Source organism: Oharaeibacter diazotrophicus (assembly GCF_004362745.1).
GTDB lineage: Bacteria > Pseudomonadota > Alphaproteobacteria > Rhizobiales > Pleomorphomonadaceae > Oharaeibacter > Oharaeibacter diazotrophicus.
Genome location: NZ_SNXY01000006.1, coordinates 1,152,850 through 1,175,189, shown reverse-complemented (window position 1 = coordinate 1,175,189; position 22,340 = coordinate 1,152,850). Strand labels below are relative to the sequence as shown.

Sequence of the window (22,340 nt, the reverse complement as noted above, 5' to 3'; positions counted from 1 at the left end):
CGCCGGCCTCTTCCCGCCGGCTGGTCACGCTCCCGCGAGGACGGTCCGCCCGTGCGCCACCGCGACCGCGGCGGGCATGGCGCTCCAACCCTGCAGGAGTGATCCGCGTCCGAAGGGCGGGGAGAAATACTCCACCGCACCCGCCCAGCCCTGCTCCAGGCAGCTCCGCCACCAGCGCGTCAGCGGGTAGCGCCAGCCGGGAAGGCCGCGGCGCAGCCGCTCGCCGGCGTAGAGCCCGGAGAGATAAGGCCAGTCCGATCCGTTGTGATAGCGATAGGCGAAGGCCGACTTCGCCCGGGTGTCGGCGCGCCGCGCGAAGGGCGGATAGGCGCACATCACGCCCCAGTCGCCATAGGGCTGCTCGCCGTTGGAGCGGCTCTCGAGCCGGCGCCGCACCGCGTCGAGCACGACGGCGGCGCGTTCGGGCGAGACGGCGTCGAAGCGCAGCAGCGTCAGGGAATCGAGCGTCAGGTGCTCCTCGACGAAGCCGTCGGCGGGGTCCGCGTAATCGGCGTACCAGCCGGACGGGCGGAGCAGCGCGCCGTCGAGGCTGCGGCGGGCGAGGGCGGCGAGGCCGGTGGCGCGCTCGGCGAGCGCCGGGTCGACGAGCCGACCGATGTCGGCGACGACGTCGAGCGCGCCGATCCACAGGCCGACGTCGTAGGCGACGTGGCCGGAGCGGTAGACGTTGTCGGCCCAGTCGCGATCGTGGCGCGGCTTCGCCGGCAGGCCGTCGCCCGTGGCGGCCAAGCGCTCGTAGCGGGCGAGGATGGCGCGGATCCCGTCGATGTGGCGGCGGAGCGGGCCGTCGTCGCCGGTGGCGCGGAAGTGGTCGCCGATCGTCAGCACGAAGAACAACGGGCTGTCGAAATGGTCGCTCCACCAGTCGCCGGGGCGCAGGTGCTCCTCCTTGATGCGCGGATCGGAGCGGCGCACCGCCTCCCAGGCGGCGGACTGGGCCGGGCCGGTCAGGATCACCGCGCTCGGCGCCTCGCCGTCGTCGCGGACGCCGCGGGCGAGCAGTTCGATCTGGTCGGCGAGGATCTCCGGGCAGATCGGCAGCAGGGCCTGCTGGGTCCAGTAGCCGTCGCGGTAGTAGGTGCGGGCGGGCGCGCTGTAGGCCTGACCGGCGGCGAGGCCGGCGAAGGCGCCGCGCTCGTCGCGGCGGATGCTCGACAGCGCCGCGTGCAGGCCCTGCGAGACCATGCTCCGGAGTTCGGGATCGGCCTCCGGCAGGCCGTCGCAGCGGGCGACGTGGGCGTCGGCCTCGGCGACGACGGCGGCGGTCGTCAGCGCCAGCGCGTCCAAGGCCTCGCCGAGGTCGGCGCCGACGGCGACGGCGACGTCGTCGCCGCGGGTCTCGGCGACCACGACGCCCCAGCCGGTCTCGGCGATCCGGCGAGCGCCGTCGCGCCGGACCGGGCGCGCCGGCTCGGCGGCGCCCCACCAGGCGCAGCGCGCGGCGGGGCGAAGGCCGTCGAGCCGGGTGCCGCGGAGCACCGCCACCGGGCGCGACTGCGCGACGTGGAGGCCGCCGCCGGGGGCGAGCAGGCGGTTCGGGCCGAGGACGTAGGGGCCGCGCCACCCCTCGAAGCGCAGGGTGGCGAGCGTGCCGGACCCCCACAGCGCCAGCACCAGCCTTCCGTCGGGCTCGAGGTCGGCCTGGAGCCGCGGCGCCATCACCGGCAGCGTCACCGCGCGTTCGCAGGCGAGCTGGCCGTCGGGACGGGCGAGGAGGACGGGATGCGTGGTGGCGGTCACGGCTGCCTCCCGGCGAGGAGAGCCGCGTCGGCGCGGGCGGTCTCGGCGGCGGCGTGGACGGCGCCGAGCATGCCAGCGGCGCGGCCGAGCGCGCTGGTGCGGAGGTCGACCTCGAAGGGGAGGAGGCGGTTCATGTGTAAGCCGACGCGGCCCGCGAACTCCGGGCGGACGCCGATGCTGCCGCCGAGCACGAGGGCGTCCGGGTCGAGCAGGGCGACGACGGCGGCGAGGCCGGTGGCGGCGTCGCGGGCGACGTCGTCGAGCACGGCGGCGGCGCGGGCGTCGCCGGCGGCGGCGCGGTCGAACAGCACGGCGACGCTCGGTGCGTCGGCGCCGTAGCGGGCGCGGATCGCCGCCGAGCCGACGCGGTCCTCGAACAGGCCGCTCGCCGAGGCGGGGGCGGCCTCGTGCGGATCGGCGCCGATCGGCAGGTAGGCGATCTCGCCGGCGCGGCCGCGGGCACCGTGCAGGATGCGGCCGTCGAGCACGAGGCCGAGGCCGACGCCGGTGCCGAAGGCGGCGAAGGCGATGAGGCCGCGGCCGTCGCCGCCGCCGCGCATCGCCTCGCCGTAGGCGGCGGCCGCGACGTCGTTCAGCACCTCGACCGGGCAGCCGACGCGGCGGGCGATCAGCGCGCCGACCGGCTCGTCGGCGGGAAGGGCGAGGTTGGGCGACAGCGCGACGAGGCCGGTCTCGGGCGAGACGGTGCCGGGGACGCCGACGACGACGCCGGAAAGAAGGGTGCGGTCGCGGCCGGCACGCTCGTGCAGGCGGTCGACCATGGCGGCGATCTGATCGAGGAACGGGGCGTCCGGGCCGTGGCGGGTCGGCTCCTCGTCGTCGGCCAGGAGCCGGCCGGAGAGGTCCGCGACGCCGCCGAGGATCTTGCTGCCGCCGAGGTCGATGCCGACGACGGTGCCGGCGTCGCCGGCCCCGGGAACGCGTCCGCTGCTCGCTTCGGCTGTCGTGATCGCGGCCAAGGGACCTCCGGCGCTGGTCGTCGCTGTCCCGCAAGGTCCCGACCTGTCGGGACCTTGCGGGGATTTCCGGCCATACGGCCGACGCCCGGTCGGGCGCTCCTCGCCCGCCGACGCCGCCCGAGGGCGGAGTTCGGCGGGCTCGGTATTAGTTCGTCACCTTGACTAAAAAACTATGCCCGGCCGCGGCGGCCTGTCAAGAACCGGCTTGAAATTCGGCGCTCGCATGGAATGATGCCGGCGACGGGGCGGTCGCATCGCGATCGTTCTCCGCAGTTTTTCAGGTAGATGGACGAATATGGCCCTCGACGACGGCGCGCCGCCGGTGCTCAGGCAGATTTCCGTGCGGGCCGTGATGGACGTGCTGCTGCACCGTGGCGCCACTTCGCGGGCGGACCTCGCGCAGATCACCGGGCTGTCCAAGCAGACGATGTCGCAGGTGATCCGCACCCTCGAGGAGGCCGGCTGGGTGCGCGTCAAGGGCGTCACCACCGGACGAATCGGCCGCGCGCCGGTGGCCTACGAGGTCGCCGCCGAGGCGGGCTACGTGATCGGCGCCGACCTCGGCGCCACCAACGTCCGCGTGGCGATCGCCGACATCGTCGGCAACGTCGTCGGCGCGGTCGAGATGCCGTCGGATCCACGCGGCGGCCGCGACCTCGTCGCCCGGCTCGACCACCTGAAGACCCGGCTCCTCGCCGACTGCGGCGTCGATCCCGCCCGCGTGCTCGACGCCGTGGTCGCGACGCCCGGCGTGATCGACCCGGCCACCGGCACTCTGGCGCTGGCGCCCAACGTCGCCGGTCTCGGCGACTTCGACTTCGCCGCGGCGCTCCGCGACGTCATGGCGGTCGACGTGGTGATCGAGAACGACGTCAACGCCGCCGCGATCGGCGAGTCGTGGTGCGGTTGCGCGGTCGGCGTCGACGACATGGCCTTCGTCTCGCTCGGCACCGGCATCGGTCTCGGCGCGCTGGTGGGCGGGCGGCTGCTGCGCGGCGCCGGCGGGGCCGCCGGCGAGATCTCCTACCTGCCGTTCGGCGCCGATCCGGCCGAGCCGGAGAGCCTCGACCGCGGCGCGCTGGAGCGGGCGCTCGGTGCCGCCGGCATCCGCGAGCGCTACCGTGAACTCGGCGGCACCGCCGGCCTGCAGGTCCGCGACATCTTCGCCCGCGCCGCCCAGGGCGACGCCGCGGCGGCGGCGACGGCGGCCGAAGCGGCGCGCAACGCGGCGCTGCTGGTGGTCGCGGTGGCGGCGCTGCTCGATCCGGCCAAGGTCGTGCTCGGCGGCAACATCGGCCGCCACCCGCTGATGGCCGACCTGATCCGCCGCGAACTGCCGCGGCTCAGCCGCCGGCCGGTGCCGATCGACACCAGCATCCTCGGCCAGCGCGCGACGCTGTTCGGCGCCATCGCCATCGCCCTCAACGCGGCGCACAACCGGCTGTTCAGCCCGCAGGACCTGCCGAAGCGGATGCGGCTGCCGCCGGCGCCGGCGGGTGGGGCAGGTGTGTGACGGTATTATGTTCGGCACCTTGACGAACTAATCCGGATCGCGCCATTCTCGCCGGAAGACAGCGGCCCCAGGGCGGCCGCAAGGAGGGGACATGGCCAGTCTGAGCCTCGAGGGTGTGGTCAAGGCCTTCGGCGAACATCCGATCATCCGCGGCGTCGACCTCTCGATCGCCGACGGCGAGTTCGTGGTGCTGGTCGGCCCGTCCGGCTGCGGGAAGTCGACGCTGCTGCGCCTGATCGCCGGCCTCGAGGGCGTCACCGCCGGCCGGATCCGGATCGGCGAGCACGACGTCTCGGCGGTCGGGCCTGCCAAGCGCGGCGTCGCGATGGTGTTCCAGTCCTACGCGCTCTATCCGCACATGAGCGTGGCGAAGAACCTCTCCTTCGGCCTCGAGAACCTCCGGATGGACCGCGCCGAGATCGACCGCCGGGTCGGCGAGGCGGCGCGGATGCTGGAGATCGAACCGCTGCTGCAGCGCCGCCCGCGCGAACTCTCCGGCGGCCAGCGCCAACGCGTGGCGATCGGCCGGGCGATCGTGCGCGACCCCTCGGTGTTCCTGTTCGACGAGCCGCTCTCCAACCTCGACGCGGCGCTCCGGGTGCAGACCCGCGGCGAGATCACCCGCCTGCACCGGCGGCTGCGCACCACCATGGTCTACGTCACCCATGACCAGATCGAAGCGATGACCATGGCCGACCGCATCGCGGTGATGAACCGAGGCGAGGTCGAGCAATACGGCCCGCCGCTCGAGCTGTTCGACCGGCCGGCCAACCTGTTCGTTGCCGGCTTCATCGGCTCGCCGAAGATGAACTTCTTCTCCGGCCGCCTCGCGAGCCTGACCGGCCGCGACGCCGAGGTCCACCTGCCGGGCTTCGGCCGGATGGTGCTGCCGGTCGACCCGAGCGGCCTCGCGCTCGGCGATCCGGTGACGCTCGGCGTCCGGCCGAGCCATTTCGAGATCCGTGCCGCCGCGGCCGGCGAGTTCGCCGTGCCCTTCGCCGTCGACTACGCCGAGAGCGTCGGTACCGAAACCTACGTCTACGGCCGCGTCGCCGGCCACGCCGCCGACGTGGTCGTGTTGGTGCCCGGCCACCGGCCGGTCGACGAGGGCGCGACCCTGTCGCTGGCGGTGCCGGCGGAGCGGTGCCATCTGTTCCACGGCGCGGGCGGCCGCCGGATCTCGCGGACGCCGGCGGACGGCTGAGCGCCGTCCCGTCCTCCAGCCCCAACCCGACAGGTCGAGCGCCATGCCCCTCCATCCCGACCGCCTGCTGCCGCCCGACCCGACCACCCGCGCGATCGCGCGCCGGCTCTACGACACGGTCGCCGGACTGCCGATCGTCAGCCCGCACGGCCACACCGATCCGCGCTGGTTCGCCGACGACCAGCCCTTCGCCGACCCGGCCCGGCTCCTGGTGGTGCCCGACCATTATCTCCTGCGCATGCTGGTGTCGCAGGGGGTGCCGCTGGAACGGCTCGGCGTCGCGCCGGTCGACGGCGGCGCCCACGAGACCGACGGGCGGGCGATCTGGCGGACCTTCGCGGCGCACTGGCACCTCTTTCGCGGCACGCCGAGCCGGGTCTGGCTCGACCACACCTTCGAGACGCTATTCGGCATCGAGGAGCGGCTGACGGCCGCCAGCGCCGACCGGACCTACGACGCCATCGCCGAACGGCTCGCCTCCGACGCCTACCGGCCGCGGGCGCTGTTCGAGCGCTTCGGAATCGAGGTGATCGCCACCACCGAGGGCGCGCTCGACCCGCTCGACGCCCACCGCAAGATCGCCGCCTCGGGCTGGGGCGGTCGCGTGATCACGACCTACCGGCCGGACGACGTGGTCGACCCCGCCCGCGCCGACTTTTCCGCCAATCTCGACCGGCTCGGCGCGATGACCGGCGAGGACACCGGCACCTGGGCCGGTTATCTCGCCGCGCACCGGGCCCGGCGCGCCGTCTTCAAGGCGCACGGCGCCACCGCCAGCGACCACGGCCATCCCACCGCCGCGACGGCGGATCTATCGACCGCGGAGGCCGCGGCGCTCTACGCGCGGGTCCGCGGCGGCGGCGCTTCGCCCGAGGACTGCGAGCTGTTCCGCGCGGCGATGCTGACCGAGATGGCGCGGATGAGCCTCGACGACGGGCTGGTGATGCAGATCCACGCCGGCTCGTGGCGCAACCACGCGCCGTCGGTGTTCTCCCGCTTCGGACCGGACAAGGGCTTCGACATCCCGCGGCGCACCGACTACGTCGGCGCGCTGAAGCCGCTGCTCGACGCGGTCGGTCTCGAGAGCCGGCTGACGATCATCCTGTTCACCCTCGACGAGACCACCTATTCGCGCGAACTCGCCCCGCTCGCCGGCGCCTATCCGGTGCTGCGGCTGGGGCCGCCCTGGTGGTTCCACGATTCGCCCGAGGGCATGCGCCGGTTCCGCCGCCGCACCACCGAGACCGCCGGGCTCTGGAACACCGTCGGCTTCAACGACGACACCCGCGCCTTCCCCTCGATCCCGGCCCGCCACGACATGGCGCGGCGGATCGACTGCGGCTGGCTCGCCGAGTTGGTGGCGACCCACCAGCTCGACGAGGACGAGGCCGCAGAGATGGCCGGCGAACTCGCCAACGGTCTGGCGCGGCGCGCCTACCGGCTGTGAACGGCCCCGAGGAGGAACCCGTGACGACCGACCCGACCCGCCTCAGCCTCGACCGGCTCGCGGATTTGCCAGCCGACGTCGCCCGGCCCGACTACCGCCGCGGCCGCGCGCCGGCGGTCGGCATCGTCCACCTCGGCATCGGCGCGTTCCACCGCGCCCATCAGGCGGTGTTCACCGACCGGGTGCTCGCGGCGGGCGGCGGCGCCTGGGGCATCTGCGGCGTCTCGTTGCGCAGCCCCGACACCCGCGACGCACTCGCTCCGCAGGACGGCCTCTACACGGTGGCGACGCGCTCGGCGGAGGGCGAGACGCTCCGCGTCGTCGGCAGCGTGGTCGACCTCGCCGTCGCACCGGAGGCCCCCGAAGCGGTGCTGCGGCGGATGAGCGATCCGCGCACCCGGGTCGTGTCGCTGACGGTCACCGAGAAGGGCTATTGCCGGCTGCCGGCGAGCGGCGACCTCGACGAGGACGACCCGGCGGTCCGCCGCGACCTCGCCGCGCCCGGACGGCCGACCACCGCGATCGGCTTCGTGGTCGAGGCGCTGGCGCGGCGGCGGGCGGCCGGCGTCGCCCCGTTCACGCTCGTCTCCTGTGACAACCTCCCCGCCAACGGCAAGGCGCTCCGCCAGGTGGTCCGGCGCTTCGCCGAGTTGCGCAATTCCGCCCTCGGCGCCTTCGTGGGCGAAGAGGTCGCTTTCCCCTCGACCATGGTCGACCGCATCGTGCCGGCGACGACGGACGCCGATCGCGCCGCGGTGTCGGCGCGGCTCGGCAGCCTCGACGCGTGGCCGGTGGTCACCGAGCCGTTCTCGCAATGGGTGCTGGAGGACGATTTCCGCGCCGGGCGGCCGGCTTGGGAGGACGCCGGGGCGGTCTTCGTCGCCGACGTCAGGCCCTACGAGGAGATGAAACTGCGTCTCCTCAACGCCAGCCATTCCGCGCTCGCCTATCTCGGCGGTCTCGCCGGCCACGAGACGGTTGCGGACGCGATGGCGGCGCCGGGTTTCGCCGCCTTCCTGGAGGCCGCAATGGCCGAGGAACTGGCGCCGACGCTGCAACCGCTGCCGGGGATCGACCTCTCCGCCTACCGCGCCGCACTGATCGCCCGCTTCCGCAATCCGGCGGTGCGGCACCGGCTCGCCCAGATCGCGACCGACGGCTCGCAGAAGCTGCCGCAGCGCATCCTCGCGCCGGTGCGGCGCCGGCTCGCGGACGGTCTGCCGTTCGACCGGCTGGCGCTGGCGATCGCGGCGTGGATGCGCGCCATGGCCGGCCGGGACGACGCCGGCCGGCCGTTCGTGTTCGCGGACCCGCTCGCCGAACGCATCCGCGCGGCGGTCGGCGAGGCGACCGCGCCGCGGGCGGTGCTGGCGGCTTTCCTGCGGATCGAAGCGGTGTTCGGCACGGATCTGCCGGCCTCGGCGGACTTCGTCGAGACCGTCGGCGCGGCGCTGGAACGCCTCGCCGCGGTCGGCGCCGCCACCGCCGTCCGCGAGGGGACGGCGGGGCGCGGCTGACGCCGTCCCTCAGAGATCCTTGACGAGCCGGAGCGCGTCGTAGACCGCGGCGTGGGTGTTGCGGGCGGCGACGGCGTCGCCGATCCGGAACAGCTGGAAGGCGCCGTCGGGATTGGTGGCTACGGTCTGCGGGCGGCCCTCGATCAGGGCGTCGTAGTCGACTTCGCCGCGGTTCTTCGACAGCGGCTTGAGGTCGAAATAGAGCTCGTCGAGCGGCCGGGTGCCGGCGTTGACCACGACCTGGTCGTAGAGCTTCTCCTTGCGGACCCCGCCGTAGTCGCTGCCGACGAGCGCCTTCAGGCGGTTGCCGTCGCGCGCGACCGACTCCAGCCGGTAGGTGACGGTGAAGGTGGCGTCGCGCTTCTGGAGCGCACGCATGTAGGGCACGAGGTTCATGCCCATGACCTCGGGCGCGAAGTTGCGGTCCGGCGTCATGATCTCGACCCGGCCGCCGGCGTTGGCCACCACCTCGGCCGCCTGGAGGCCGGCGTTGTCGCCGGCGTCGTCGAAGACGAGCACGTCGGCGCCGGGCTTGACGTCGCCGGAGATCAGGTCCCACGACGACACGACGAGTTCGTTGCCGGCCTTCAGCACCTCGGTGTGCGGCATGCCGCCGGTCGCCACGATCACGACGTCCGGGCTTTCGGCGAGCACGGTGTCGCGGTCGGCCCAGGTGTCGAAGCGGAAGCGGACGCCGAGGCGCTCGCACTCGGCCATCCGCCACTCGACAATCGAGATCATCTCCTGGCGCCGCGGGTTGCGGGCGGTCAGGCGGATCTGGCCGCCGGGCTTGTTGGCGAGTTCGAGCACGACGACGTCGTGGCCGCGCTCGCCGGCGATCCGGGCCGCCTCGAGGCCGGCCGGGCCGGCGCCGACCACCACGACCTTGCGCCGCGTCTCCGCCTTCGGGACGACGTGGGGCATAGTGAGCTCGCGCCCGGTGGCGGCGTTGTGCATGCAGTAGGCGGCGCCGGCCCCGTAGATGCGGTCGAGGCAGTAGTTGGCGCCGACGCAGGGGCGGATGGTCTCCTCCTTGCGCGCCACGATCTTGGCCACGAGATGCGGATCGGCGAGATGGGCGCGCGTCATGCCGATCATGTCGACCTTGCCGGCCGCGATGGCGTGGCGGGCGGTGGCGACGTCGGGCACGCGGGCGGCGTGGAAGGTGGCGACGTCGGCGGCGGCACGGACCTCGCCGGCGAAGTCGAGATGCGGTGCGCTCGGCATGCCCTGGATCGGGATGACGTCGGTGAGGCCGGCGTCGGTGTGGAGGTGGCCGCGGATCACATTGACGAAGTCGACGAGACCGTCGGCCTTCAGGCGGCGGCAGACCTCGATGCCGTCGTCGCGGGTGGTGCCGCCCTCGAGCCGCTCGTCGGCGGCGAAGCGGACGCCGACGGCGAAGTCGTCGCCCGTCCGGCCGCGGATCGCGGTCAAGACCTCGCGCAGGAACCGCATCCGGTTCTCGAGCAGGCCGCCGTAGGGGCCGTCGAGCAGGTTGGTGAGCGGGGAGACGAACTGGTCGGCGAGATGGCCGTAGGCGATGATCTCGAGGCCGTCGAGGCCGGCCGCCTTCACGCGCTCGGCGGCGTCGGCGTAGTCCTCGACGATGCGGGCGATGTCCCAGTCCTCGATCAGTTTGGGGAAGGCCCGGTGCGCGGGCTCGGCCGCGTGTGTCGGCGCCACGGTCGGCAGCCAGTCGCCCTTGTCCCAGCGGGTGCGGCGGCCGAGGTGGGTGATCTGGATCATCACCGCCGCGCCGTGGCCGTGGCACTCGTCGGCGAGCTCGGCGAGCCAGCGCACCACCTCGTCCTTGTAGAGCAGCACGTTGCCGAAGGCCGGCGGGCTGTCGCGCGAGACCGAAGCCGAGCCGGCGGTCATCGTCAGCGCCACGCCGCCCTTGGCGCGCTCGGCGTGATAGGCGCGGTAGCGCTCCTTCGGCAGCCCGTCCTCGGTGTAGGCCGGCTCGTGCGAGGTCAGCATGATCCGGTTGCGCAAGGTCAGGTGCTTCAGGCGGAAAGGCTGGAGAAGGGGATCGTTCGACATGGCGGCGCCCGCGTGCTGGCGAGGGGAACGCTTCAGGGTTAGGCCGAAATGTACACTACCGTCAAGATAGGGTCCGCCGGTGCACGGACACCGTTCACCGGCGACGATCGTCCTTGTCGCTCCCCGCGGGCGTTGCTAAGACCGGTGGAGACGAGGAGAAGGCCGGTGAACGACAGCGGTTGGCGCGGATCCGCCGAGGTCTGGCTCGACGCCGCCTACGAGGCGCTGATCGAGGGCGGCGTCGAGGCCGTCAGGATCCAGCCGCTCGGAAAGCGGATGAAGCTGTCGCGGACGAGCTTCTACTGGTTCTTCAAGGATCGCGAGCAACTCCTGGACGCGCTTCTGGAACGCTGGCGCGCCAAGAACACCGGCGCCATCCTGGGACAGGCCGCGGCCTATGCCGAGAGCATCGCCGAGGCGGTACTCAACGTCTCCGACTGCTGGCTCGACCGGACGCTGTTCGATTCGCAGTTCGAATACGCCGTGCGCGCCTGGGCGCTGCAGTCCGACGCGGTGGCGCGCGCGGTCGAGGCCGCCGATGCCGCCCGGCTCGCGGCGCTGACGGAGATGTTCGAGCGATTCGGCTGTCCGCCCGACCTCGCCGACGTGCGGGCGCGCACGATCTACCTCGTCCAGATCGGCTACATCTCGATGAACACGCGCGAGGATCTCGCGCTCCGGATGCGGCGCTTCCCCGACTACGTCGAGATCTTCACCGGCACCCGGGCCGAGCCGCGCGAACTCGCGCGCTTCCACGCCCGCCACGGCTTCGTGCCGGAGGCGTGAGCGCGGCGGGGTGAGATGTCGGTCCCGTCGGCTCCGATGTCGCATACGTCCGGTGCGGTGCCGGCACGCGTCCGTCAGGCTCGTCGAATTGGCCCTTTCGCGGCCCCGGAGGAAGGGGGCTCGCCGTTCGTGCCGCCCGTGCGGCGGCGGAGCGGCAGGCGGAAGGGATCGGCGGACAAGGGCGTCGCCGCCGGACCGGGCCGGACCGGACGCCTCGAACGACAGGGGAACCGCAGATGAAGAAGCTCCTCGCCTCCACATGCCTCGCCTTCGCCGGCGCCGTCCTGGCCACGGGCGCCGGCGCGGCCGAATGCGGCTCCGTCACCGTCGCCAGCATGAACTGGCAGAGCGCCGAGGTGCTGTCGGCCCTCGACAAGCTGATCCTCGAGAAGGGCTACGGCTGCGAGGTCGAGATCACCGTCGGCGACACCGTGCCGACCATCACCTCGATGGTCGAAAAGGGCGTTCCCGACATCGCCCCCGAGGGTTGGGTCGACCTCCTGCCGGAGGTGGTGAACCGCGGCGTCGAAGAGGGCAAGCTGGTGATCGCCGGCGACGCGCTGCCGGACGGCGGCGTCCAGGGCTGGTGGATCCCGAAGTACGTCGTCGACGCCCATCCGGACATCAAGACGGTCGCCGACGTGCTGAAGCACCCTGAGCTGTTCCCCGACCCCGAGGACGGGTCGAAGGGCGCCGTCTTCAACGGCCCGCAGGGCTGGGGCGGCACCGTGGTGACGGCGCAGCTCTACAAGGCCTTCGGCGCCGAGGCGGCCGGCTTCACGCTGGTCGACACCGGCTCGGCCGCCGGCCTCGACGGCTCGATTGCCAAGGCCTACGAGAACAAGCAGGGCTGGATCGGCTACTACTGGGCGCCGACGGCGCTGCTCGGCAAGTACGAGATGGTCAAGGTCGACTTCGGCGTCCCCGGCGACGCCGCCGAGTGGAAGCGCTGCAACACCGTCGCCGACTGCCCGGATCCGAAGCCGAACGACTGGCCGAAGGACCGCGTCGCCACGCTGGTCGCCAAACCCTTCGCCGACCGCGCCCCCAAGGAGGTCTCGGACTATCTCGCCAAGCGCGCCTGGAGCAACGACACCGTCAACAAGCTGATGGCCTGGATGACCGACAACCAGGCCGACGGCGAGACCGGCGCCAAGCACTTCCTGGCCGAGAACGCCGACCTCTGGACCAAGTGGGTCAGCCCCGAGGCGGCCGAGAAGATCAAGGCCGCGCTCTGATCGGACGCGTGCTCCGCCGGGACGGCGCGTCGTCCCGGCGACGACACCACGAGACGCCGTGCGGCCCGCCGCGCGGCGTCTTTCCGTTTCATACCTGTCTCGCAAAGTCCCGATTCGTCGGGACTTTGCGAGGTCTCGGCCTTTCGGCCGGCGCCCGGTCGGGCGCTTCTCGCCCGCAACGTTCCGACCACAGGTCGGAACTTTGCGAGCTCGGTATCAGGGGGCGTCGTCGGCCGTCTTCGTCGGGCGGCGGTGGGTGGCGGCGACGCGCGAGACTTCCTCGTAGATGCCGGCGAGCAGGTTCAGCGCCTGCGTCGCGCCGGCGAGGCGTTCGCCGAAGCCCGGCACCGCCTCGATCGCGGCGAGCAGCAGCGCCCGGCGGATCGCGGCGTATTTCTCGGTGACGGCCCGGCCCTCGGCGGTCACGGAATAGGTGACGCCCGAGCGCGCCGCGCCGCTGCGCTCGACCAGGCCGGCGCCGATCAGCTTGCGCAGGCTGTACTGGATGTTTGGGATGTCGTCGCGGTTCAAGAGCCGCGCCAGTTCCTTCACGCTCTTCGGCCGGTCGTTCATGCGGATGACGTGCAGCAGCGCGTTCTCCGGCCCGCTGGCGGCGAGGTCGATGCAGCCGGCGAGGCATTCCGACTGCCAGCGCCCGAAGGACTCGAAGGTGCGCATCACCGCGAACTCGAGTTCGGTGAAATCGACCTCGGCCGGTGTCGCCGCGAGGTGCCAGCGCCGATCCAGCGTCTCCCGTCCGTCCGTCCCGCTCGTCCGTCTCGCCATCCATCCGCTCCCTGCCGCGCGAACGGAGACTCTAGCTGCGCCGCCGCTTGCACCCAACCGCGATTTCAAATAGAATTTCAAACATAAAATAAATCCAAAACCAGAGGGGGACCACGATGGAGACCACGACCAATCCCATGTTCGCGAAGGGCCGCTTCCTGCTCGGCACCTTCTCCACCAACTGCTCGGGCGGCATGACCGTCACCAAGGTGCCCGAGCGCTGGGTCAACTCCTTCGACAACAACCTGAAACTCGCCCGCCTGCTCGACGACGCCGGCATCGACTTCATGCTGCCGATCGCGCGCTGGATCGGCTACGGCGGCGAGACCGACTTCCACGGTTCGGTGCTCGAGACCATGACCTGGGCGGCCGGACTGCTCGCGCACACCAGCCGGCTCGCTGTGTTCGCCACCATCCACACCGCCGCCAACAACCCGGTGGTGGTCGCCAAGCAGATCGCCACCATCGACCAGATCGGCAAGGGCCGCGCCGGCCTCAACATCGTCGCCGGTTGGAACAAGCCGGAATACGAGGCGCTCGGCCTGACGCTGCCCGACGACCACGAGACCCGTTACGGCTACGCCCAGGAATGGTTCGACGTCATCCGCAAGTTGTGGACCTCGACCGAGCACTTCGACTGGAACGGCAAGTACTTCACCCTCAAGGGCGTCAAGGGCGACCCGCGCCCGCTCGGCGACGTGCCGATCATCAATGCCGCCGGCTCGCCGCAGGGCCGCGACTTCGCCACGCGCAACGCCAACTTCCTGTTCACCCCGGCGATCGACCTTGCCCGCTCGACCGCCGAGATCGGCGAGCTGAAGGCGCAGGCCGCGTCGGTCGGCCGTTCGGTCGACGTGCTGACCTTCAGCCACGTCATTTGCCGTCCCACCCGGGAGGAGGCCGAGGCCTATCTGCAGTACACCGCCCGCGACAACGCCGACTGGGCGGCGGTCGACAACCTCGTCCGTCTGCAGTTCGCCCACGCCCATTCCTTCCCGCACGACCTGCTCGCGCTGATCCGCGACCGCATGGCCGCCGGCCACGGCGGTTTCCCGCTGATCGGCACCCCGGAGGACGTGGCGAACGGGCTGGTTTCGCTCGCCGAGGCCGGTTTCGCCGGAACGACGCTGTCCTTCGTCGACTACGCGGAGGAGTTCCCGTATTTCCGCGACACCGTGCTGCCGATCCTGGCCGCCAAGGACCTGCGCTGACGCCGCTGCCGCAAACCGGTCGCCGCCGAGGGCGGCGACCGTCTGCCGCCCGAAGCGGCGCCATGCCCAAGAACCAGCCATGGCACCGGGCGGGGTCCGCGGTTTCCCGGACCCGGTGCACGGAATCCCGAGCCGCGCGCCTTTGGCACGGCGCTTGCTCCCTTGTCGACGTGCAGAGCGTCTAGGGTTCCGGCCGCCGTGGCGGCGCTGGTCCGAGAGACGCTCCCGGTTCGCGATCGGACCGGGACACGGCGGGACAAAACCCCGGGAGGTCACTGCACGGGTTTGCTGCTGCAAGCCCGATCCCCGTTCCGGCGGCGACGCCGGAGCGGACGGTCGACCTCCCCGGGCGCAGCTGCGGCAGACCCTCGACGACAACGCCGGCGACCGCCGGTCCGAACGAGGGAACCTATCGATGATCCGCAAGCTCGCCGGTGCCGTCCTCGCCTCCACGATCGCCGCCTTCGTCGCCGCCGGTCCCGCAGAGGCCGCGCCAAAGAAGGACTTCAAGGTCTGCTGGTCGATCTACGTCGGCTGGATGCCGTGGGGCTATCTTTCCGACAGCGGCATCATGAAGAAGTGGGCCGACAAATACGGCATCAACGTCGAGATCACGCGGATCAACGACTACGTCGAGAGCATCAACCAGTATACCGCCGGCGGCTTCGACGGCTGCTCGATGACCAACATGGACGCCCTCTCGATCCCCGCCGGCGGCGGCGTCGACACGACCGCGCTGATCGTCGGCGACTTTTCCAACGGCAACGACGCGGTGATCCTGAAGGACAAGAAGGACTTCAAGGACATCGCCGGGCAGCGCGTCAACCTCGTCGAACTCTCGGTGTCGCACTACCTGCTCGCCCGCGCCCTCGACGACGCCGGCATGGCCGAGAAGGACGTCACCGTCGTCAACACCTCCGACGCCGACATGGTCGCCGCATGGGGCACCGCGGACGTCACCGCCACGGTAACCTGGAAGCCGCTGGTCTCGGAGATCCTGAAGGATCCGGCCGCCACCGCCGTGTTCGACAGCTCGAAGATCCCCGGCGAGATCATCGACCTGATGGTCGTCAACACCGAGACGCTGAAGGACAACCCGGACTTCGGCAAGGCGCTCGCCGGTGCGTGGTACGAGGTGATGACGCTGATGACCTCCGACACCCCGGAGGGCAGGGCGGCCAAGGAGGAGATGGCGAAGGCTTCGGGCACCGACCTCGCCGGCTTCGACGAGCAGCTCGCCACCACCATGCTGTTCGCAAAGCCCGCCGACGCCGCCGCCTTCACCCGCGGCGCCGACCTGCCGAAGACCATGGACCACGTCCGCAACTTCCTGTTCGACCACGGCATCCTCGGCACCAACACCACGTCGGTCGACGCGGTCGGCATGGCCTTCGCCGACGGCTCGACGCTCGGCGACGCCGCCAACGTCAAGCTGCGCTTCGACCCCGCCTACATGGACCTCGCCGCCGGCGGCAAGCTCTGACCGGCGCGCGGGGGACCCCGCCGATGCGCCTCGTCAACGCCCGACCCTCGCGCGGCGCCGCCGTCGCGCTCGCAGCCCTGCCGTTCCTGGCGGTGGGGCTCGCCTACGCGATCGCCTCGGCGGCTCGCCTCGCCGCCAACCCGGCCGACAAGCTGTTGCCGTCGCCGTCGCAGATGGCGGCCTCGCTCTACGGCCTCGCCGCCGTGCCGGACAAGCGCACCGGCGATCTCATCCTGTGGTCCGACACAGCGGCGAGCCTCGGTCGGCTCGCCGCCGGCGTCGGCACCGCGACGGCGGTGGCGCTCGTCCTCGGCATCGCCATCGGCTTCGTGCCGCGCGTCAGGGCGGCGCTGGCGCCGCTCGTCGCGGTGATCTCGGTGATCCCGCCGCTCGCGGTGCTGCCGATCCTCCTGATCGCGCTCGGCCTCGGCGAGGCCGCCAAGATCACCCTGATCGCCATCGGCATCGCCCCGGTGATGACGCGCGACGTCGCCCAGCGCGTCGCCGAGATCCCGGCCGAACTGGTCGTGAAGGCGCAGACGCTCGGCGCGAACACCTGGACCATGGTGGTCCGCCTCGTGCTGCCGCAGGTGATGCCGCGGCTCCTGGTGGCGGTGCGGCTCGCGCTCGGTCCGGCGTGGCTGTTCCTGATCACCGCCGAGGCGCTTGCCTCGGAGAGCGGGCTCGGCTACCGCATCTTCCTGGTCCGCCGCTATCTCGCGATGGACGTGATCCTGCCCTACGTCGCCTGGATCACGCTGCTCGCCGTCGCCTCCGACTTCCTGATCGCCCGCCTGTCGAAGCGCGCCTTCGCCTGGGCCCATCCGCGGGAGGCGTCATGAGCCGGATCACCGTGGAGAAGCTCGGCAAGCGCTACGGCGACGCCGTCGTGCTCGAGCGCGTCGATCTCGACGTCGAGAGCGGCAGCTTCGTCGCCGTGGTCGGCGCGTCGGGCTGCGGCAAGTCCACCTTTCTCCGGATCCTGCTCGGCCAGGAGCAGGCGACCACGGGCACCGTCACCGTCGACGGCGCGCCGATCGCCCCCGAGCCGACGCCGGACCGCGGCATCGTGTTCCAGCGCTATTCGGTGTTCCCGCATCTGACCGCGCTGCAGAACCTGATGCTCGTCGCCGACTTCCGCGACGGCGGGCCGCTCGCCCGGGTGTTCGGCCTGCGGCGCCGGCAGGCGCGGGAGGAGTCCCTCGCCATCCTCGAACGCGTCGGCCTCGCGGACGCGGCGGGCAAGTACCCGTCGGAACTCTCCGGCGGCATGCAGCAGCGCCTCGCCATCGCCCAGACCCTGCTCGGCCGGCCGAAGGTGCTGCTGCTCGACGAGCCCTTCGGCGCGCTCGATCCCGGCATCCGCGCCGAGATGCACGCGCTCGTCGCCGACATCCGGGCCGAGAACCCGATGACCGTGGTGATGGTGACCCACGACATCGCCGAGGCCTTCAAGCTCGGCACCCGCATCCTGGTCTTCGCCAAGGTGCGGCGCGACCCGCAGTTCCCCGAGGCCTACGGCGCCTCGATCGCCCTCGACCGGCCCGTCCGGCCGGACGCCCCGACCCATGCCGAGGACGTCGCCGCCGTCGCGGCGCTGCTCGGCGTACCCGCCCACTGAACCAGGAGGAGACGTTCCATGAGAGACGCACCCGCCAAGGGCCACCGCCGCGCCGGCGTCGCGCCCGCGCCCGAGCGCGCCCGCCGCCACCATCCCAACTTCGCGATCAAGGAGATGCAGGGCTGGAAGGCCGTCGAGAAGGAGGGCACCATCTCCGAGGACGGCTGGCGCGCCGAGCAGAAGTGGGCTCTCGAGATGGGCCTGCCGGGCGCCGACATCCTGACCGACAAGTCGATCCCGACCTTCGCGCGCGGCGAGCTCCCGCATTTCGCCGGGATCAATACCTTCCTGAAGGCGCCCTATGTCGAGAACGTCCGCGACGTCGGCAAGTACGACGCAGCGGTGGTCGGCATCCCGTTCGACAGCGGCACCACCTATCGGCCGGGCACGCGCTTCGGGCCGCAGGGCGTGCGGCGGATCTCGGCGCTCTACACGCCCTACAACTACGAGCTCGGCGTCGACCTGCGCGAACAGATGACGCTGTGCGACGCCGGCGACGTCTTCACCATCCCGGCCAACCTCGAGAAGTCGTTCGACCAGATCACCCGCGGCGTCAGCCACGTCGCCTCGTCGGGCGCGCTGCCGATCATGATCGGCGGCGACCACTCGATCGGCTTCCCCTGCGTGCGCGGCATCGCGGACGTCACCTCGAAGCGGATCGGCATCATCCACTTCGACCGCCACATCGACATCCAGGAGAAGGATCTCGACGAGCGGATGCACACCACACCCTGGTACTGGGCGACCAACCTGCCCAACGTCTCGGCGACCAACCTGGTCCAGCTCGGCATCGGCGGCTGGCAGGTGCCGCGCTACGGCGTGCAGGAGGCGAGGAAGCGCGGCACCAACGTGCTGACCATCGACGACATCGAGAAGATCGGCCTCGAGAAGACCGCCGAGATCGCCCTCGAGCTCGCCTGGAAGGACGCCGACGCGGTCTACGTCTCCTTCGACGTCGACAGCGTCGACTGCGGCTTCGTGCCGGGCACCGGCTGGCCCGAGCCGGGCGGCTTCCTGCCGCGCGAGGTGTTGAAGCTGCTCGGTCTCGTCACCGCGCCCGGCATCTGCGGCCTCGAGGTGGTCGAGGTCTCCCCGCCCTACGACACCTCCGACATCACCGCCCTGTTCGCCACCCGCGTCATCGTCGAGGCGCTCGGCTCGATGGTCGCCCACGGCACCCTCGGCAAGCACAAGGCGATCATCGACAAGCCGGTTACCTTCTGACACCCGGCGCGCCCGCCTCGGCCACGGCGCCGGGCGGGCGTCCCCGACATCCCCGACAGGCGGATCCGACATGCACCGCGGCCACGACCACGACCATCACCACCACCACGACGGCCACGCCCACGGCCACCACCATCACCATGGCCATCCGGCACCCGGCCCGGTCGGCCACAACGCCCCCGGCGTCAAGGCGGCGCAGTGGCAGACGCCGCACCTGCCGCACGAGCCGGCGCCGCCGGTCGATCCGCGCGCGGCCGACATGGACCTCGTCGAGACCGCCTTCCTCGAGGGCTTCTCGCGCGCGCCGGACCCGGTCAGCTTCCTCAGGCTCGCCGGCATCGCCTTCGTCGGCGAGGCCGCCGACGGCACGCGGCTGCATCTGCTGCGCGTCGAGACCGAGGACGTCGTCGACGTCGGCTCGGTGATGCCGCTCCTCGGCGGCGAGGGCCTGCGCTACGACCCGCTGCCGTCGCGCATGACCTCGCACCGCCGCCGGCTCGGCTTCCTCTACCACGACGGCGCCACCGTCCGCCGGCTCGGCTTCGCCGACGCCCGCGCGCTCGCCGACCGCACCGACGCCGCCCGCATCGACCGCGGCCACTGAGACCTGTCCCGTGAGGTCCCGCCTCGTCGGGACCTCACGGGGGTTCGGCCCTACGGCCGGCGCCCGCTCGGGCGCTCCTCGCCCGTCCAGCCGCGCCCAGCCCGCTCGGGAGCGGGCCCGGCCACGGCGAACCGTCCGGCTCCGCCCGGACCGGCACGACACCAGACCCGGAGTATTTCGACCATGACCGCTTCCCGCCTCCGCCTGCCGCTCGCGGCCGCGCTCGTCCTCTCCGCCGGCGTCGCCGAGGCGCACACCGGCGCGGCACACGTCCACTCGCTCGCCGAGGGCCTGACCCATCCGCTGACCGGCGCCGACCACCTGCTCGCCATGGTCGCGGTCGGCCTGATCGCCGCCCGCGGCGCCGGACGCGCCACCCTCGCCGTGCCCGCCGCCTTCGTCGGCGCGATGGCGGCCGGCGCGGCGCTCGGCATGGCCGGGCTCGGCGTCGGCTTCGCGGAGACCGGCATCGCGCTCTCCCTCCTGGTTCTCGGCGCGCTCGCCACCCTGTCGCGGCCGCTGCCGGTGACGCTGACCGCCGCGATCGCCGCGCTCTCGGGCCTCGCCCACGGCCTCGCCCACGGCGCCGAAGCCCCCGCCGACGGCGCCAGCCTCGGCTACCTCGCCGGCATGCTCGCCACCACCGCCATCCTCCACGCCGCCGGCTTCGCCGCGGGACGCTGGGCCGCCGGCGGGCGCGCCGTGCGCATCGCGACCGGGGTGGCCGCGGTCGGCCTCGGCGCGATGGCGCTGATCGGAGCGGTGTGACGGGGGAAGAGTCGAGCGGGCGCGGGGCAGTCGGCCCCGCGCCGCCAGTCAGGAGCCGGAGCGGGCGGCGGCGAGGCGGCGTTCGAGGTCGGCGACCATCGAGGCGCGCCGACGGCGGTCGCGAACGGCAGCGGCGATGCCAAGTGCCGCCTCGTAGTGCTCGACAGCGTGCTCGGGCTCGGCGTCCGCGAGTTTCACCCGCCTGAGGACGAGGTCCTGCTGCAGGGCCACGTGGCGAGGATACTGCCTCGCCAGGGCTTCCGCCAAGGCCATCGCCGTACGATAGCCTTCCAGGGCGCCGTCTCGGTCGCCTGCGGTGGCCCGCAAGTCGCCGATCCTATCGATGGCGAAGGACAGCTCCCGCGCGTCGCCCAGCCGGTCGGCCGTTTTCATCGCAGTCCGGTACGCGGCTTCGGCATCCGTCGCCGAACCGTGGTCCCGGTGGACGTCCCCGAGTTCGAGCCAACCCGACGTCGCGTCCGGATCGAGACCCAAACCCCGTTCCAACTCCGCGGCGGCTGCGCGATTGTCGGATAGGGCGCGGTGGATCGCAGCCTTCTGGAAGTGGAGATCCGCGCGGGCGCGCTCGTGTCGAGTCCCTGTCCCTTGGCCGGGGCGATCCATTTCCGCCAAGTCTCGATCCAGATCCGCGAGGAGGGCGGCGTGGTCCACGAGGTCGTGGATCTCTCGGGCCTTGTGGATCGCCCGGGCGAGCGCGATCTCCTCGTCGCCCGGTACGAGATACACGGTCTTCGCGTAGACTTCGAAGATCTCGAAGGCGGTGGCGAGAACGTCGGGCACTCGGTCTTCCGGAACGGTGGAATCGGCCAGCCTCTCGAGCAACGGCGCCAGCCAGTCGGGCGGCACGGCCAGATCTCGGGCGACCACCTCGGCGATCCGCCGCCAAGGCTCGGTCAGGCGCTCGAATGCGGCGACCTCCGCGGCACGCCGCCGCTCGGCGGCGATCGTGGCGTTCTCCGTGCGGCGGATCACCCGCTCCGCTCTGAGTTCGATTTTCCGATCCGTCATCGCACGTGTCCAGGCGACGTCGGTGCGGTCCGGATCGACCGCGACGTCCGCACCGCCCCCAGCCCCTTGCAGATCGTGCGCGCGGTCACCCCAACCTCCGGTCGACGCTGTGCAGCGTAGGGCACGCGCGCGGGCGCGATCAAGCGTCCGCGGCTGCCGGTGCCGGTGTGCAGACGAGGCGTTGGAAGGCGCGTTTGAGGGGGCGGAGTTCGCCGGCGGGGTCGAAGGCGATCAGGAAGCGCGAGGTCAGGCCCCAGTCGGCGGGGCGGACGGCGCGCATCAGGCCGGCCTCGACCCAGCGGGCGGCGGCGTGGTCGGGCAGGAAGCCGACGTAGCGGCCCGACAGCACCATGATCTCCTGCGCCTCCATGTTGGAGACGCTGGCGTTGGCCTTGGCCTTGCCGAAGCGGTAGACGTCGTCGAAATAGCGGTAGGCGCGCACCGAGAACTGCGTCGCCATCAGGTCGGCGCGGGTGATGCCGGCGTCGGGGCGGCCGAACCAGGGGTGGTCGCGGCCGCAGTAGAGCGCGTGCCGCTCCACCGTGACCTCGCGATACTCGAACGCCGGCACCGACTGCGACAGCGGCCCGATCACGATGTCGCGCCGGCCCTCGGCGAGGCTGCGCTCGAGCAGCTGCGGCGGGCTGATCTCGAGGTCGACGAAGACGTCCGGATAGGCGGCGCCAAAGGCGGCGACGGCGCGGTCGAGGCCGACCTCGCGCGATGTGACGACCGTGTCGATCACGCCGATGCGGAAGCGCCGGCTCTCGGTGCCGTGGACGCGGCCCATGCGCGCCTCGAAGGATTCGATCGAGCGGAACAGGTCCTGCGCGCCCTCGTAGGTCTCCTCGCCGGCGCGCGTCAGCTTGAAGCCGGCGCGGCCGCGCTCGCACAGGCGCGAGCCGAGCTTGGCCTCGAGGTTGGCAATGTGGGTGGAGAGCGTCGACTGCGAGATGTTGAGCGCGATCTGGGCGTTCTGGAAGCCGTTGCACTCGACCACGGTGGCGAAGATCTTCAGCAACCTCAGATCGATCCCGCTCAACCGCCGCATGACCAGCCCTCTTCACATCGATGGAAATCGATGAAAGCGGCTCCTTCTCCGTGATTCAAGCGACTTGGCGC

At 72.0% G+C, this 22,340-nt stretch carries 19 protein-coding genes and 1 riboswitch; of the genes, 13 read left to right on the top strand and 6 right to left on the bottom strand.

Annotation, left to right across the window (positions count from 1 at the left end; translation table 11 throughout):
• Positions 1-24 precede the first annotated feature (24 nt).
• Positions 25-1,680 (bottom strand): glucosidase family protein, encoded by a 1,656-nt coding sequence (locus EDD54_RS05535; protein WP_126541682.1) that lies wholly within the window; start codon positions 1,678-1,680, stop codon positions 25-27.
• 77 nt (positions 1,681-1,757) lie between these two features.
• Positions 1,758-2,741, bottom strand: coding sequence for an ROK family protein (locus tag EDD54_RS05530; protein WP_126535808.1), 984 nt, complete (start codon positions 2,739-2,741; stop codon positions 1,758-1,760).
• A gap of 295 nt (positions 2,742-3,036) precedes the next feature.
• On the opposite strand from EDD54_RS05530, the gene EDD54_RS05525 reads away from it, so the two are divergent.
• The 4 genes from EDD54_RS05525 to EDD54_RS05510 all read left to right on the top strand — a co-directional run bounded on the left by EDD54_RS05525 (position 3,037) and on the right by EDD54_RS05510 (position 8,422).
• Complete coding sequence (locus EDD54_RS05525; RefSeq protein WP_126535810.1) at positions 3,037-4,254, top strand: ROK family transcriptional regulator; 1,218 nt, start codon at positions 3,037-3,039, stop codon at positions 4,252-4,254.
• 91 nt (positions 4,255-4,345) lie between these two features.
• The gene (locus tag EDD54_RS05520; protein WP_126535812.1) at positions 4,346-5,458 is read left to right on the top strand and encodes an ABC transporter ATP-binding protein; all 1,113 of its coding nucleotides are present in this window, start codon (positions 4,346-4,348) and stop codon (positions 5,456-5,458) included.
• 43 nt (positions 5,459-5,501) lie between these two features.
• Entirely contained in the window at positions 5,502-6,905 is a 1,404-nt protein-coding gene (gene uxaC, locus EDD54_RS05515; protein WP_126535814.1) for a glucuronate isomerase, read from the top strand.
• 20 nt (positions 6,906-6,925) lie between these two features.
• Complete coding sequence (locus EDD54_RS05510) at positions 6,926-8,422, top strand: mannitol dehydrogenase family protein (RefSeq protein WP_425374981.1); 1,497 nt, start codon at positions 6,926-6,928, stop codon at positions 8,420-8,422.
• 9 nt (positions 8,423-8,431) lie between these two features.
• On the opposite strand, the gene EDD54_RS05505 is transcribed toward EDD54_RS05510, so the two are convergent.
• The gene (locus EDD54_RS05505; RefSeq protein WP_126535816.1) at positions 8,432-10,468 is read right to left on the bottom strand and encodes an NADH:flavin oxidoreductase; all 2,037 of its coding nucleotides are present in this window, start codon (positions 10,466-10,468) and stop codon (positions 8,432-8,434) included.
• A 165-nt stretch (positions 10,469-10,633) separates the two neighbouring features.
• Between EDD54_RS05505 and EDD54_RS05500 the strand changes: the two genes are divergently transcribed.
• Together EDD54_RS05500 and EDD54_RS05495 are read left to right on the top strand one after the other, a co-directional pair.
• Entirely contained in the window at positions 10,634-11,254 is a 621-nt protein-coding gene (locus EDD54_RS05500; protein ID WP_245515647.1) for a TetR/AcrR family transcriptional regulator, read from the top strand.
• Positions 11,255-11,490: 236 nt separating this feature from the next.
• Positions 11,491-12,492, top strand: coding sequence for an ABC transporter substrate-binding protein (locus tag EDD54_RS05495; protein WP_126535820.1), 1,002 nt, complete (start codon positions 11,491-11,493; stop codon positions 12,490-12,492).
• 216 nt (positions 12,493-12,708) lie between these two features.
• Here EDD54_RS05495 and EDD54_RS05490 read toward each other — a convergent pair whose 3' ends face one another.
• Positions 12,709-13,278, bottom strand: coding sequence for a winged helix DNA-binding protein (locus EDD54_RS05490; protein WP_126535822.1), 570 nt, complete (start codon positions 13,276-13,278; stop codon positions 12,709-12,711).
• Between the two features lie 116 nt (positions 13,279-13,394).
• On the opposite strand from EDD54_RS05490, the gene EDD54_RS05485 reads away from it, so the two are divergent.
• The 7 genes from EDD54_RS05485 to EDD54_RS05455 all read left to right on the top strand — a co-directional run bounded on the left by EDD54_RS05485 (position 13,395) and on the right by EDD54_RS05455 (position 20,189).
• Complete coding sequence (locus tag EDD54_RS05485; protein ID WP_126535824.1) at positions 13,395-14,489, top strand: LLM class flavin-dependent oxidoreductase; 1,095 nt, start codon at positions 13,395-13,397, stop codon at positions 14,487-14,489.
• A gap of 170 nt (positions 14,490-14,659) precedes the next feature.
• A riboswitch (guanidine-I (ykkC/yxkD leader) is annotated at positions 14,660-14,762 on the top strand.
• A gap of 142 nt (positions 14,763-14,904) precedes the next feature.
• Complete coding sequence (locus tag EDD54_RS05480) at positions 14,905-15,972, top strand: putative urea ABC transporter substrate-binding protein (RefSeq protein WP_126535826.1); 1,068 nt, start codon at positions 14,905-14,907, stop codon at positions 15,970-15,972.
• A 23-nt stretch (positions 15,973-15,995) separates the two neighbouring features.
• A complete protein-coding gene (locus EDD54_RS05475) occupies positions 15,996-16,814 on the top strand; it encodes an ABC transporter permease (RefSeq protein WP_126535828.1) in 819 nt (272 codons plus the stop codon).
• Positions 16,811-17,593, top strand: coding sequence for an ABC transporter ATP-binding protein (locus EDD54_RS05470; RefSeq protein ID WP_126535830.1), 783 nt, complete (start codon positions 16,811-16,813; stop codon positions 17,591-17,593). The genes EDD54_RS05475 and EDD54_RS05470 overlap by 4 nt, the downstream gene beginning before the upstream one ends.
• 18 nt (positions 17,594-17,611) lie before the next feature.
• Complete coding sequence (locus tag EDD54_RS05465) at positions 17,612-18,817, top strand: agmatinase family protein (RefSeq protein ID WP_126535832.1); 1,206 nt, start codon at positions 17,612-17,614, stop codon at positions 18,815-18,817.
• A gap of 70 nt (positions 18,818-18,887) precedes the next feature.
• Entirely contained in the window at positions 18,888-19,421 is a 534-nt protein-coding gene (locus EDD54_RS05460) for a hypothetical protein (protein WP_126535834.1), read from the top strand.
• Between the two features lie 183 nt (positions 19,422-19,604).
• Entirely contained in the window at positions 19,605-20,189 is a 585-nt protein-coding gene (locus EDD54_RS05455; protein WP_126535836.1) for a HupE/UreJ family protein, read from the top strand.
• A gap of 48 nt (positions 20,190-20,237) precedes the next feature.
• On the opposite strand, the gene EDD54_RS05450 is transcribed toward EDD54_RS05455, so the two are convergent.
• A complete protein-coding gene (locus EDD54_RS05450) occupies positions 20,238-21,218 on the bottom strand; it encodes a tetratricopeptide repeat protein (protein WP_126535838.1) in 981 nt (326 codons plus the stop codon).
• Between the two features lie 139 nt (positions 21,219-21,357).
• Positions 21,358-22,239, bottom strand: coding sequence for a LysR family transcriptional regulator (locus EDD54_RS05445; RefSeq protein ID WP_165644665.1), 882 nt, complete (start codon positions 22,237-22,239; stop codon positions 21,358-21,360).
• Positions 22,240-22,340 lie beyond the last annotated feature (101 nt).

What these genes read in the sequence shown, in the direction of transcription:
- EDD54_RS05505 (WP_126535816.1), bottom strand. Translation starts at nt 10,468, where the DNA reads ATGTCGAACGATCCCCTTCTCCAGCCTTTCCGCCTGAAGCACCTGACC.
- EDD54_RS05450 (WP_126535838.1), bottom strand. Translation starts at nt 21,218, where the DNA reads ATGACGGATCGGAAAATCGAACTCAGAGCGGAGCGGGTGATCCGCCGC.
- EDD54_RS05465 (WP_126535832.1), top strand. Translation starts at nt 17,612, where the DNA reads ATGAGAGACGCACCCGCCAAGGGCCACCGCCGCGCCGGCGTCGCGCCC.
- EDD54_RS05525 (WP_126535810.1), top strand. Translation starts at nt 3,037, where the DNA reads ATGGCCCTCGACGACGGCGCGCCGCCGGTGCTCAGGCAGATTTCCGTG.
- EDD54_RS05480 (WP_126535826.1), top strand. Translation starts at nt 14,905, where the DNA reads ATGATCCGCAAGCTCGCCGGTGCCGTCCTCGCCTCCACGATCGCCGCC.
- EDD54_RS05495 (WP_126535820.1), top strand. Translation starts at nt 11,491, where the DNA reads ATGAAGAAGCTCCTCGCCTCCACATGCCTCGCCTTCGCCGGCGCCGTC.
- EDD54_RS05460 (WP_126535834.1), top strand. Translation starts at nt 18,888, where the DNA reads ATGCACCGCGGCCACGACCACGACCATCACCACCACCACGACGGCCAC.
- EDD54_RS05475 (WP_126535828.1), top strand. Translation starts at nt 15,996, where the DNA reads ATGCGCCTCGTCAACGCCCGACCCTCGCGCGGCGCCGCCGTCGCGCTC.
- EDD54_RS05490 (WP_126535822.1), bottom strand. Translation starts at nt 13,278, where the DNA reads ATGGCGAGACGGACGAGCGGGACGGACGGACGGGAGACGCTGGATCGG.
- uxaC (WP_126535814.1), top strand. Translation starts at nt 5,502, where the DNA reads ATGCCCCTCCATCCCGACCGCCTGCTGCCGCCCGACCCGACCACCCGC.
- EDD54_RS05520 (WP_126535812.1), top strand. Translation starts at nt 4,346, where the DNA reads ATGGCCAGTCTGAGCCTCGAGGGTGTGGTCAAGGCCTTCGGCGAACAT.
- EDD54_RS05535 (WP_126541682.1), bottom strand. Translation starts at nt 1,680, where the DNA reads ATGGCGCCGCGGCTCCAGGCCGACCTCGAGCCCGACGGAAGGCTGGTG.
- EDD54_RS05455 (WP_126535836.1), top strand. Translation starts at nt 19,605, where the DNA reads ATGACCGCTTCCCGCCTCCGCCTGCCGCTCGCGGCCGCGCTCGTCCTC.
- EDD54_RS05485 (WP_126535824.1), top strand. Translation starts at nt 13,395, where the DNA reads ATGGAGACCACGACCAATCCCATGTTCGCGAAGGGCCGCTTCCTGCTC.
- EDD54_RS05470 (WP_126535830.1), top strand. Translation starts at nt 16,811, where the DNA reads ATGAGCCGGATCACCGTGGAGAAGCTCGGCAAGCGCTACGGCGACGCC.